This window comes from Paraglaciecola sp. 20A4, from assembly GCF_011378905.1.
GTDB lineage: Bacteria > Pseudomonadota > Gammaproteobacteria > Enterobacterales > Alteromonadaceae > Paraglaciecola.
In genome coordinates, this window is sequence record NZ_WTPY01000022.1 from 70,164 (window position 1) to 83,203 (window position 13,040).

Consider the following 13,040-nt stretch of genomic DNA (forward strand, 5'->3'; position numbering starts at 1 on the left):
TAAATTCAAAGGTTAAGACTAATTATATGGCAAAGTCTCTGGTCATTGTTGAATCACCGGCAAAGGCGAAAACAATTAATAAATATCTCGGCAAAGATTTTATTGTTAAATCTAGTGTAGGCCACGTTCGAGACCTTCCAACGAAAGCTTTGGGCAAAGTTGCGCCTAAAAAACCAGCAAAAGAGCTGAAGTTATTATCTGAAAATAAACGTGAAGCGTATTTACGTGAGTACGAATATAAGAAATTAGTTGACCGTATGGGCGTCGATCCAAAAGACGATTGGGCGGCCCATTATGAAGTGCTAAGTGGCAAAGAAAAAGTGGTCAACGAACTCAAAAAATTGGCTAAAAATGCCGATACCATTTATCTCGCAACGGATTTGGATAGAGAAGGTGAAGCGATTGCTTGGCATCTGCAAGAATTAATCGACGATCCAAGCAAAGATTTTCAGCGTGTGGTGTTTAATGAAATCACCAAAAACGCGATACAAGAAGCTTTCTCTGAACCCGGAAAAGTCAATATTGAACGGGTAAATGCTCAGCAAGCACGTCGATTTTTAGACCGCATTGTAGGCTTTATGGTATCGCCACTACTGTGGAAAAAAGTCGCCAGAGGCTTATCAGCCGGTCGTGTTCAATCTGTCGCGGTGCGTTTGGTTGTTGAACGTGAACGTGAAATAAAAGCCTTTGTTCCAGAGGAGTTTTGGGACGTACATGCGGACTTGTTGACCGTAAAAGAGAGTGACTTGCGTATGCAGGTTGCTAAGCATGACGGCAAAGCCTTTAAACCGATTAATAAAACTCAGGCTGATGCTGCGCTAGCTGATTTAAAGGATGCTGACTATAAGGTAATCAGTCGAGACTCTAAACCGACCCAGAGTCGCCCTTCAGCCCCTTTTATTACCTCAACGTTACAACAAGCAGCAAGTACCCGTTTAGGGTTTGGCGTGAAGAAAACCATGATGATGGCTCAGCGCTTATACGAAGCCGGTCACATCACTTATATGCGTACCGATTCTACTAACTTAAGTAAAGAAGCAGTGGAAGCCTGTCGCGAGTATATCGGCGATAATTTCGGCGCCAATTACTTACCAGAAAATCCGCTTAAATATGGTAGCAAAGACGGTGCGCAAGAAGCTCATGAAGCCGTTCGTCCGTCAAATGTGTTGTTAAAATCTGAATCGTTATCGGAAATGGAACGAGACGCACAGCGATTGTACGAACTTATTTGGCGTCAGTTTGTAGCGTGTCAGATGACACCAGCGAAGTATGACGCAAGTACCATTCGTGTTGGTGCCGTTGGCTACGAATTAACCGCTAAAGGACGAGTACTTAAGTTTGATGGTTGGACCAAGGTACAAAATCCGCAGCGTAAAAAAGGTGAAGAAGACTTTTTATTGCCTGATGTAAAAGAAGGCGAAACGCTTACTCTTAAACAGCTTGAACCTAAGCAGCATTTTACCAAACCTGTGGCGCGTTTTAACGAAGCGTCTTTGGTTAAAGAGCTAGAAAAACGTGGTATCGGTCGACCTTCAACCTACGCCAGTATCATTTCAACCATTCAAGATCGCGGTTATGTGCGCCTTGAGAGTAAGCGTTTTTATGCTGAAAAAATGGGTGAAATCGTTACCGATAGACTGCTTGAAAATTTCGATAATTTAATGAGCTTCGATTTCACCGCGAAAATGGAGCAAGAGTTAGATGAAATCGCCAACGGTAAAGTGTCGTGGAAAGACGTGCTAACGGATTTTTATGGTGATTTTGAGAAGAAGCTTATTCTCGCTGAAAAAGATCCCGATGAAGGGGGTATGCGCTTAAATCAAGCCGTGCCAACGGACATCGAATGTAAAAAATGTGGTCGACCCATGAATGTCCGTACTGCGAGTACGGGGGTATTCTTGGGATGTTCTGGCTACAACTTACCGCCTAAAGAGCGTTGTACTGGCACGATGAATTTAACCTTCGGGGATGAAGTCATCAAAGTAGAAGACGAAGAAGAGCTGGAAACTGAAATACTCAGAGCCAAGCGTCGATGTCCCATCTGCTCAACGGCCATGGACAGCTACTTAGTGGATGAAACCCGTAAACTACATGTTTGTGGCAATACCCCTACCTGTCCAGGTGTTGAAGTTGAAATTGGCACCTTTAAGATTAAAGGATATGACGGCCCGATTATCGAATGCGACAAGTGCGGTTCGAATATGGAGCTTAAAACAGGGCGTTTTGGTAAGTACTTCGGTTGTACTAACGAGGAGTGCAAGAACACCCGTAAGTTATTAAGAAGTGGCGAAGCTGCTCCGCCTAAAGAAGACCCGGTTGATTTGCCTGAGCTTGAATGTGTGAAATCTGACGCCCACTTTGTATTACGTGATGGCGCGTCAGGTATATTTATGGCTGCGCATAACTTCCCTAAATCTAGAGAAACACGTGCGCCATTGGTGGCTGAATTAGCGCGATTTAGGGACCGTATCTCATCTAAGTTTTATTACTTAGCTGACGCACCTGCTAAAGATCCAGACGGTAACGACGCCTTAGTCCGTTATAGTCGTAAAACTAAGCAGCAGTATGTTATGAGTGAGAACGAAGAAGGGAAAGCCACAGGCTGGTCTGCTTGGTATACTGATAATAAATGGGTCGTTGAAGATAAGCGCAAAAAAGCCAAATAGTATTTTTGGTCATTATTCATAATTCAAAGCCGGTAACTTATCCTTGCCGGCTTTATGCATTTAATAGAAATAGGTTTGAGCATGGCATTGTCACTTCAAGAACAACTTTTACAAGCAGGCCTCGCAAATAAGAAAAAAGCGAAGCAAGTGCGCCAACAAAAACATAAGCAGGCGAAAGCCAAGCAGAATCACAATATTGAACAAACAAATGAAAGCAAGATAGCCGCAGAACAAGCGGTCGAGCAGAAAAAAGCCCGAGATCGAGAGCTTAATAAAAAAGCCAAGGCTGAAGCTGAAAGAAAAGCTGTTCAGGCGCAAATAATACAGATGATTAACGTTAACAAGCAATCTCGTAGAGTCGGCGATATTGCCTGTAATTTCAGTGATAACAATGTGATTAAACGTATTTTTGTAGATAAAAAAATACACGCACAAATCACCCAAGGTCAACTGGCCATCGTAAAGCTCAACGATGCCTATGAATTAATTCCCATGCCGGTAGCAGATAAAATAGCAGAACGAGACGAAAGCTACGTGTTATATCGTGCTGATATTTTGCCAGAAGAAAAAGCTAAGAATAGTCAAGATGAAGACTGGTACGCGGATTATGATATTCCTGATGATTTAAGCTGGTAATACTGTTTTGAATAGGGCGCTTTAAACGCCCATTATTTTAACTTTAGCACTGAGTTTTTAGAGATTAATAAGCTGCTCAACCACAGATGAGTAGAAATTTTTGATATACATTGTATGGTAATTTATTTTCCACCTATAATGACTGCCAATCGTATCAATCTACTTTTGGAGAATATAAATGTCTTTTAATGTTCGGCCTTTTTTTATTGTACCTATCTTAATCGCCACGTCCGTTTCAGCTAGTCCCATTTTGTCCTACGATTATGATGTATTTGATTTAGGCGCTAAAATAACCGGCCCTGTAGGCCCAGAAGTTGAAGTTTCATTAATTAACAGTGCCGGTGATAGCGTCGGAGATTTACTAAGCAGTGTAAGCTGCCCACAGGGTTATACTGTGTGTATTCCGGCCAATAATTCAGCCGGCATTATTTACACCTACGCCCATACCGTAATCCCTGGGGTTGATAAGGAAAATGACGCACCTTTTCCTAATCCGCCAGTTGTACTGCCGTTTGATGATGTTCAAACTTTCAGTTTGGGATATGAAGCAGTAGGCTTTAACGGGATTGCAGGCTATAGCTTTTCAAATGCTGCGACGGCCAACGTCAGTTTTGATATAGATCTTAATGATGCAGGGGAACTGGTATGGTCCACAACGTCCGATGAATGGGATAGTACTGAGGAAATTACCTTTTTTTGGCAGACAAGCCAAGCTCCTTCCGGTCCTGGTGGCATATATGCCATTAATAATTCAAGTGGAACCGCAAGTGGCAGAGGGCCAGTGCCTACGGCGTTGCCAGTACCTGAACCGGTAAATTTAGGTTTTATGTTATTGGGGGGAGTATTGGCATTTAGATCGAGACGTAAATAAAGCCCCGTAAACAGAAAAACAGGTGAACGTTATTCAGCGTTCATTTTATTTCTATTGGCGATTCAAAAAAGATAAATCACAATATATTGCCTGGTGGTAATTTATTGTGTCTTTATGGCTTTATTTGATAAAGCCCAGAGTACTTTCGTTACTTGAACTCTGTACTTTTTTTAAACACCTTACTAAGACTCAGATGATCGAGTTGTTGAGGCTGTAGTTAGAAGGATTGCAAATCTATACTGACTAACTACTAACATACAGACATACATACAGACTTTAGATTTCGGGCCGTGTGTCAGCGTTACGCGGGCTAATAGTATTTTTCGTCAAAGACTTTAGAGCGCTGATTTGTAACCCTAACCAAGACATTATTTGCTGAAAAAACTATCAATCATCGCTAGCGCTGATTGGTTATAGCCAACACGGGGTGCTAGCGATGCTTCTTTGGGTCGAATGCCTAGTTTGATACCAACTATCGTATCGCTGGTAATAGCGTCGCCACAAGCGGCTAACGAGCGGTGGATTTCTTCTCTGGTTAATAAAGAATGTTCTGCACCGAATGCACTGTCTGCATCTTTTGCAGCGGGCATATGAGTGTCTTTCCAAATTCCGTATTCGGTTTGTGTATCGGAAACACCCGAAAACATTAAGCCTTTAAATAAGCCTGCATCTTTCACGCGCTTTATATGCTCTAGTACGCCATCAGTGCTGTGGCTTTCAATGGCAGAGCGCCCCCAATTAATTAAAATACCTAGGTTAGCTTGGTGGGCATTATTTAATTCTTGAATGACACTAATCTCATCTTCCAAGGATAAAAAGCCTTTGGCATGCTCATGCTCAGGCACTAACGCATCGCAATGCTCAATAATTATTTCAGCACCTTGCCAGTCCCAGCTAAGCATAGTCTGTAACGACGCTTTAAGTGCCTTCGCCGATCCCTGTGCTTTGCTTCTATCTGGGGCGGTTTGAATTTCTATCGCTTTGACGCACTGTTTGCCTTTCGCTTTATTCAGTTTGCCTATGGCATCACACGCCTTTTGCATAAAAACCAGCGCTGCTTGTCGACCAGTTTCATTGTCTGAGGCGATACCAAAGTGTGGGTTTTGCGCCAGTGCCCCCATGATACCTGGCACACAGGTAAAAACGAATTGCCAGTTTGGGTCGATGTTAGCAATAAACCAATCATCATCATATTGATGCAGTGAGCCTGTAAAGGGGTGCTCTAAACCTTGAATATTGCTCAACGCTTTCAATTTCTGGTAATACGCTTGTTCTGCTTCAGGATGCCATTCTACGCCTGCTGGTGAGGTGGCGTATGCGCCAACAAAATAACCCACGTCAACTCCTTTTTAAATGCTGTATTTAATTGCTCAGAGATCAATGACTTTAGCATGATGTCCGTAGCTTGCGAATAGGCAGAACCACTAACTAAGTGTAAATTTATTTTGGCTGGTGTCATGAATCGGTTTGTTTTTAAACCTTAGTTTAATATTGGCCTACAGTTTGCTAATCCTCAAAGTACAGACATTTTTTTCAGCGCTGATTTAGCCGTTAAATAAGCGTATTTGATAATGATTATGCGGCAACAAGAAGGACGTTTTCGATGCAAATACAGCAGTCAGCCCTAACATTATTCGACTATATTGCAAACCCATCTGCTGCTGACAGCGCTTTACAAAGCGCTGTCAGCAGTCAAAAAAACAACATCTCTGCTGGAATTACGGCAGTGCAAAGTAACTTAGCGTCAGGGAACATAGATGATGCATTGCAACGATTAAAATCCGGCGAAAATGGCTTAAACTTGCAAACGTTGGACAATATGCTGAGTTTTAATTTACGTCCTGTGGCTGAGGATCTGACGCAAACCGCAAAAGATTTGGGCTTAAACTTCGATGTTCAGTTAAAGCAGGAAGAAGGTGAATGGCAAGTTAGTAGCGAACAAAACCCCGAACATAAAGGTCTTGCGCAATTGCAGCAATATTTAGACAAAAATACGAGGTTGCAATCTAAGCTGGATGACCTTAATGCGCTTTCTGAATTTTATGAGTTGGGACAATCTCAAGAATATGCCAAAGAATTGCAAACAGCCGATGTACATGAAGATGATGTGGTGACCTACTTAACTCAAAGTCGCGAATATTTGTTCTCTTTGGACAGCTTTTATTTATCTGACCGAGGTATGTCGATTGCGTCTCGGGGAGAATCAGAAGGTTTATTTGAAGAAGTTAAAAAAACCTTAGGGCTAGAAAGTACAGAGGATAATTAGCCTAGCATATTAGGCACAACGCCTGCCTTTTATAAAAGGAATCTATTTGCCGTTAACGGCAGAGTATCGTGCTAGTTTTTGCCACATGTTAAACATATCATTCGGTAATATAGACTTTAATTAGCTAAGTTACGCTTAGGCAATATAGAGAAGCGCTTGCATATAAGCATGTTTTTTCATTAGGATCTGCGCTTGTTTTCCTTACCTGCCATTTACTTGATGAAGCTACGCGCCACTTTTCACGAATTTAAACAGCTCTTTGGATTCTCAGTTAACACCACCAGTCATAACGAAAAGCTTATTTCTGCCTTAGGCGGCGCTTTAGGTATAGCCGGCATTATGTGGGCAATGCATGTGCTTGTGCAGACTCAGGTCTTAACCGCCAATTCCAGCGTACTGATTATCGCTTCTATGGGCGCTACCGCTGTGTTGCTTTTTGCTGTGCCCCATGGGGCGCTCTCTCAGCCTTGGGCTGTTATTGGCGGGCATTTCATTTCTGCAATATTGGGAATAACGTGCGTAAAGTTGTTAGGTAATGGTCCTTGGGTAGCAGCCTTGGCTGTGGGTGGTGCTATTGGTGCAATGTATTACTTACGGTGTGTGCATCCCCCTGGTGGCGCGACAGCATTAACGATTGTTATTGGCGGTGCAGATATTAACGCCCTAGGTTACCAATTTCTGTTAATACCTTTAGCCATCAATATTCTGGTTATTATGACCATCACCGTTGTCTTTAATTGGTGTTTTGGATGGCGTCGTTATCCTGTACATTTGGCGCACAAATTAAAGAAACCCATGAGCCCACAATCCAGCGAACGAGAGCACGAACTCACTCAAGAAGATTTTGCCGCTGCAATGCAAGAACTTGATTCCTATGTTGATATTACCCCTGACGGATTAACAGACTTATTAGAGCTTGCAAAAAAACACGCAGAAAAGAACATTACGCATCCAGCAAAAATTGTTGCCGGGCATATATACAGCAATGGCAAGTTGGGTAAGCTTTGGAGTATCCGCCAGGTCGTTGATGCCGCACCTGTTAATACCCCAAAGAGCAAAGATAAGGTGATTTACAAAGTGTTAGCGGGTGATGGGGGGTACGAGACGCACATGTGTTTGCGTAGTGAATTTCACAATTGGGCGCGTTTTGAAGTTGAAAAACATAACCAACAATGGGTAAAAGTTGAAGAGTACGACAAAGTCTAAGATTTAACAGTAGACTGTTTAACAGTGCTATCGTCGCGGGGCTTTTTATCGCTTAAAGATAGCACTTGAGTAATAAGCGTCGATTAGGGGCCAGCTTTGAACAGCTGGCCCCGGAAATAAATGGCGATATATTGTTAACCGGCGCTATTTTACTAAACTAAGCGATAAGACTGAGCCTCACGGTTAGTTTTCAGATAAACCTCGTTGCGTTTCTAAGTAGGTGGCAAAACTGCCTAACCAATGGCTGCCCATATAATGCATATCATGAATAACTGAGTTTATACCAGCTTGTTTATGGACATTAGCGGCATTGATAATAGCCGGCCTTCTTGGGTCTTTGCTGCTAAGGCCTGCCGCGATACCTTCAAGCATCCAAGCTCGACTCAAATTTAAACCATCTAAATGGGCGAGTTTACCATCACTTTTATCAACGACATTGGCAACATCTAACCAATTGCTATTGCCATTTGTAGGTAAGGTGGGCAAGAAATCAGCTAACCATTTAGCATATTTTACTGGGGGCAGAATTCGGCGCATTAAATCTGCTTCAGCAATACAGGGAGATAAAAAGTCTTGTCCTGATGGTTCATAAGCCAGTGGGCAATTCACGTCCTTTAGGTATAAACGGCTAATGGTGTTGGTTAGTAAATCGTTAAACGCTTGGTTATTGGCTGTTTTACTCCAGTCCAACATTAAGCCGAAAGCAAATGCCGTTTGGCTATGCTCACCAACACGGATCGGAAACGACAGTTTTGGTAACCAATCGCTGATGTTGGCAACTATTTTATCTTCTAGCGGGGTTAAAATGCTTAACCAATGTTTCGCTTGGGGGTTATCCCATTCGCGCAACTCAGTGGTCAGTTGTAAAAACCAGCCAAGACCGTAGGGACGTTCGAAACTGGTGCCGGTATTTTCCCGGTTAAAGTAGGCAAGCTCACCAGCAATATTGGTCTCGGTAAAGCTTTGATCAAGACTGGCCATTATTTGCTGATAGTGGGTTGAGTCTGGGTACTGACTGGCTATTCGAGTTAGCAGCCAATGCCCATGGACTGATGAGTGCCAATCAAAACAACCGTAAAAAGCAGGGTAAAGTTGCCCAGGAGGTCTAACATCCTTATCACTTGTCATCATGTGTTTAACAATATTCGGGTACTCCTTATGTACACATTCGAGCGCAAGTTGAGCAAACCGGTCAATCACTTCAGCATGGGTAGGTTCTGATGTTTCTATCACTGGCTCAGCGGACAAATACCCGCAATACAGCGTAAGCAGTATGGATATAGTATTGATTTTAATCATTAATATTTCAGTAAATAGGCTTGGTGGAATAAGAACAAGAGTAAACGCTATGCCCACCCTATGCAACGAGTGATGATTTTCGAGGGGTATTCAGCACGCAGGGCTATTTCAAACAGATAAGAAGAGTCAGGTATTTCAATATTCACAATACACTTCTTGCGTCGAGATAATAAATCTGGTTAAAATACTGTATGAACCACTGTATAAGGTTGAGTTCAAATTGTAGGGATTTAGGCACAAATGATTAATCTATTTAAAATTAACGACAGTGACACATGGGACTCGGTCAATGACGTCGTCATGGGGGGAGTATCAAAAAGTCAGCTTACCCATGTTAATAAGCTTGCGGTATTTAGCGGGCATGTTTCCCTTGATAACAATGGAGGTTTTGCTTCTGTAAATAGACGCGTGTTCGTTTCAAATGTGGTTCAAGAGAGCGAACTGTCTATTCGTGTTATGGGCGATGGTAAACGTTACCAGTTGCGGCTTAAACAAAATACCCAAAAGAATAGTCCGTCTTATGGTGCTGGGTTTAGTACACAGGCCAATGTGTGGCAAACCTTTAAATTTAAGCTGGGTGATTTTAAAGCAACGTTAAGAGGTAAGCGGGTACCTGATGCTGACTCGCTTATTTGGTCTGACATTGTACAGCTCGGTTTTTTGATAAGCGATCGCCAATCAGGAGATTTCTGTTTGTTGATTGATGCAATATCATTAGAAGATAATCAAGGTTAATGCAGTGTTAGTGTTACCTGAGAAGTACTATCTCGATCATTTCAATGAATTTATCGCCTATATCGAACAGCATTGCCGCGCATTATTATTAACCCAACACGTGCAATTTATTAATGGGTTCAAGCAACTAGAGCATAATGCACAATGCATGCTGGTGCGGGTTATCAATCGGCGAGGTGTGTTTGTTACGCCCAGTAAATTAAATTATACCGAGATAGCGAATAGCCAAGAGCAATTAACGCACTTAACTGAGCTCGGTTTTTTACGCCCTGTAACTGAAACAGATGTGCCTGAATTTATTTTCACCCTTAATAAAGCGCAGCTTATTACTCTGCTTCAAGCACAAAATATCGTCTTTAAAAAAAGTGCTCCGAAGGGCGAACTACTCAGTCTTAGTCAATCCCTTGATACACAGATCATTGCAACTGACCCTATGCTGGCTGAGATAAAAGTAAAAACGTTTACCCAAGACTGGCAATATTTACTTTTTTTATTTTTCGGTAATGTTTCCAGTGCTCTCGACAAATTTTCTATGCGCGATTTAGGGGTCCTCAAAACTCGTAATAAAACCCAGCAAGAAGGTGCGCGTTTTAGTCAATTAGAAGAGGCGCAAAGTGCCTATTTCTTTGCGAACACGTTACTAATAGTTGGTAACATGAACGGTGAACAATTGCTGACACTGGCTGATAGCCCTGAGATATTGCAAGCTCCTGAAGGTATTCTTGCGAAAGAATATGCGGCTAATCTTTGGTATTCGCTGGGCACGGCTTTATTGCCACTAAATCACCAAAAAGCGTTGTCATTTTGGAAAATTTCGTCTCACCAAAAAGCCCAAGAGCGCTGGATACGCGAAACCTATAAGGTAGATAAACCCACGGCAAAAAAAGCGTTAGAGAAAATAATAGCGGATCCTCAAGATGATGAACTGAGCCTATTTGCTTTTGACTTTTACCAGCGTAAATTTAATCAAGTAAAATTAAGTGTTCGTACTCAGCGGCTTCGCGAAAATAGCCATAAAATCTTGATTGATGAAGTGTACAAAGATCGGGTTGAAGTGGGGGTAAAACGTTTTTATGAGTCGCAAAATGAAATCGATGCGTTAAAAGATATTAACAGCATTCAAGATGCGCCTAACCAGTCAATTACGGCTTATCGCACTGAAAATCGCTTATTTCGCGCACTTTTTGGTTTAACGTTTTGGACGTTATTGTTTAACGAGGCCGAGCGGGCGACGGGCTCTGAATTTGATAGACGACCACGCTTAGTGCGCGAAAACGGTTTATACGCAGAGCTCGGTGAACAGGTTGAAGCATGCCTAACTATCTTTACGCAAAAAAACAAAGGGCAATCTGATCCAAAAGAAGCCATAAAATACTTAACCCATATCGCTACCCGACATTATGGACAACCCAATGGGATATTTCGCTGGAATAGCAAGATGCTGGAAGTGCTCACCATGTTTTTGCGTCATGCAGACGGTGAATGTGTGGCGCATCATTTACGCGCGATGGCGCAAAATTATCAGGGCTTAAAAGACGGTTACCCAGATTTGATGGTTGTCGATGGTACCCAGTTACGTTTTGAAGAAGTCAAAGCACCAGGGGATCAGCTACGGGCTAATCAATTGGTCAGTATCGATGCGTTGCAAAATGCAGGATTTAACGTTGGGGTATGCCAAGTGGAATGGTGCTATAACCCACAGCAAGCTTACGTGGTTGTAGACGTTGAAACCACTGGCGGCTGCAACCCCGGCCATCGCATTACTGAAATAGGTGCAGTCAAAGTGGTTAACGGTGAGGTCGTTGATAGCTGGAGCAGCCTAATTAATCCTGAGCGACGCATTCCGCATTTTATTACGCGGTTAACGGGTATCAGTAACGATATGGTGCGCGACGCGCCACTTTTTTGTGAAGTGGTAGATGAGCTAGAACGTTTTATGCTAAACAGTATTTTCGTGGCGCATAATGTTAATTTTGACTATGGCTTTTTTAAATTAGAATACGCCCGCTTAGAACGCACACTCTCAATGCCTAAGCTTTGCACCGTGCGCGAGATGCGTAAGTATTACCCAGGCTCGAAGTCGTATTCATTGGGTAACTTAACGAAAGAGTACGGCCTGTCATTGGACAACCATCACAGAGCCTTGTGCGATGCACAAGCCGCGGCTGAATTATTAATAATGGTCAACGAGAAAAAACAAGTCGCATAATCTCAGGCTCAATGGCGCCGATTGGTGTGTTTAATAACAGATTAATAAACCCTTCCGTTAGCTCACCGCGATCGACTTTTTATAGGCCAAGTTCTAAGCTTAATATGCACTGTGTATATATACAGGTATAATGGGAATTTCGATAAATAAGCACAATCCCTTCCTATTATATACATTTTTTAAGTCTCGTTTTGTTTATCAAAAATATGCTAAGTTATTAATTTAACTATAGAAAATATTTTTCACATAGTTTTTAATAGGAAGCAGAAAAGTCTCGTTAAACCTAGGTCTCCTTTTGCTTTTGCAACTCCGAGTGGTTTTACTCGCACGATAGTAAAAAATACTGAATAAAATCAGAAGGTAAGAACTTAAAATGACGAAAAAAACAATCATATCGAGAAGTTACATATACGACATGCTCGATAATAAGCGTTAGCACTATAAGGATAGTTTCAGTGTCAGAAATTCTATTATGGACAAATTTAGTAGTTTTATTATTGATAGGTTTGGGGTTAAAAACTTATCTACCTTCCTATCTAAAAGAAAAAGCTAAAAATCTTGCAAAAAAAGAAGATATTCAAGAAATAACGGATAAAGTAGAAAGTATTCGAAAAACTCATAAGTCAGATATCGAATTATTCAAAGGACAAATACAATCAAATCTTGAAGCCCAAGAACGAAAAAGAGAAGTGTATAACGATTTTATTAAAAGTTTAGGGCTTTTTATTGGTGGGAGAAATAATGCAGAGCATAAGCAAATTTTTCTGGATTGCTATGCCGCCTTATGGCTTTGGGCTCCAGACGACGTGATACAAGTTGTAAATAAATTTGTAGATATACAAATTAAAGCAGCTAGTGGGCAAGTCTCAGATCAATTAATTTTAAAAGATTCATATGCTGCTTGTGTTATCTCTTTAAGAAATGATTGTGGGGTAACTACAAATTTAAAAAATGCAGATTATCGCTATGTATTCTTTGGTTCATAGTGCTAACAAGTTACTCAAACGGACGCTAAACAGTTTGCTAGCGCTCGTTCCTCGCAATTTTAGCAAACTATTTCGCGCCGCTTAGTAAGGCGTTAGTGCGTCAAGCGAAGCTTGATGCATCTTGCAGGGTGCAAGTCCCTGTCAGGCAAGGTTTAGCCAACCGCCT

The 13,040-nt window shown here is 41.9% G+C and carries 10 protein-coding genes; 8 read left to right on the forward strand and 2 right to left on the reverse strand.

Going from position 1 to position 13,040, the window contains the following annotated elements; genetic code table 11:
• Nucleotides 1-26 precede the first annotated feature (26 nt).
• The 3 genes from topA to GQS54_RS17205 all read left to right on the forward strand — a co-directional run bounded on the left by topA (nt 27) and on the right by GQS54_RS17205 (nt 4,173).
• Complete coding sequence (gene topA / locus GQS54_RS17195) at nt 27-2,666, forward strand: type I DNA topoisomerase (RefSeq protein WP_166425176.1); 2,640 nt, start codon at nt 27-29, stop codon at nt 2,664-2,666.
• Between the two features lie 81 nt (nt 2,667-2,747).
• Nucleotides 2,748-3,302, forward strand: coding sequence for a DUF2058 domain-containing protein (locus GQS54_RS17200; protein WP_166425177.1), 555 nt, complete (start codon nt 2,748-2,750; stop codon nt 3,300-3,302).
• Between the two features lie 178 nt (nt 3,303-3,480).
• Nucleotides 3,481-4,173 (forward strand): exosortase, PEP-CTERM interaction domain protein, encoded by a 693-nt coding sequence (locus tag GQS54_RS17205; protein ID WP_166425178.1) that lies wholly within the window; start codon nt 3,481-3,483, stop codon nt 4,171-4,173.
• Between the two features lie 368 nt (nt 4,174-4,541).
• Here the strand turns inward: GQS54_RS17205 and GQS54_RS17210 are convergent, their stop codons facing one another.
• Nucleotides 4,542-5,510, reverse strand: a complete 969-nt coding sequence (locus GQS54_RS17210; protein ID WP_166425179.1) for a DUF4862 family protein — start codon at nt 5,508-5,510, stop codon at nt 4,542-4,544.
• Nucleotides 5,511-5,776: 266 nt separating this feature from the next.
• Here GQS54_RS17210 and GQS54_RS17215 point away from each other — a divergent pair, with 266 nt between their 5' ends.
• Both GQS54_RS17215 and GQS54_RS17220 read left to right on the forward strand, forming a co-directional pair.
• Nucleotides 5,777-6,439, forward strand: a complete 663-nt coding sequence (locus GQS54_RS17215; RefSeq protein ID WP_166425180.1) for a hypothetical protein — start codon at nt 5,777-5,779, stop codon at nt 6,437-6,439.
• 192 nt (nt 6,440-6,631) lie between these two features.
• Nucleotides 6,632-7,645: an HPP family protein gene (locus GQS54_RS17220; protein WP_240919990.1), complete on the forward strand. Its 1,014-nt coding sequence runs from the start codon at nt 6,632-6,634 to the stop codon at nt 7,643-7,645.
• 183 nt (nt 7,646-7,828) lie between these two features.
• Here the strand turns inward: GQS54_RS17220 and GQS54_RS17225 are convergent, their stop codons facing one another.
• Nucleotides 7,829-8,941 carry a DUF2891 domain-containing protein gene (locus tag GQS54_RS17225; protein WP_166425186.1) on the reverse strand — a complete coding sequence of 371 codons (1,113 nt, stop codon included), beginning with the start codon at nt 8,939-8,941 and terminating at the stop codon, nt 7,829-7,831.
• 243 nt (nt 8,942-9,184) lie between these two features.
• On the opposite strand from GQS54_RS17225, the gene GQS54_RS17230 reads away from it, so the two are divergent.
• From GQS54_RS17230 to GQS54_RS17240, 3 genes are all read left to right on the forward strand, one after another.
• Nucleotides 9,185-9,679 carry a CIA30 family protein gene (locus GQS54_RS17230; protein ID WP_205967814.1) on the forward strand — a complete coding sequence of 165 codons (495 nt, stop codon included), beginning with the start codon at nt 9,185-9,187 and terminating at the stop codon, nt 9,677-9,679.
• Between the two features lie 4 nt (nt 9,680-9,683).
• Nucleotides 9,684-11,888 (forward strand): exonuclease domain-containing protein, encoded by a 2,205-nt coding sequence (locus tag GQS54_RS17235; RefSeq protein ID WP_346766587.1) that lies wholly within the window; start codon nt 9,684-9,686, stop codon nt 11,886-11,888.
• Nucleotides 11,889-12,343: 455 nt separating this feature from the next.
• Nucleotides 12,344-12,874 (forward strand): hypothetical protein, encoded by a 531-nt coding sequence (locus tag GQS54_RS17240; protein ID WP_166425181.1) that lies wholly within the window; start codon nt 12,344-12,346, stop codon nt 12,872-12,874.
• Nucleotides 12,875-13,040: the final 166 nt, after the last annotated feature.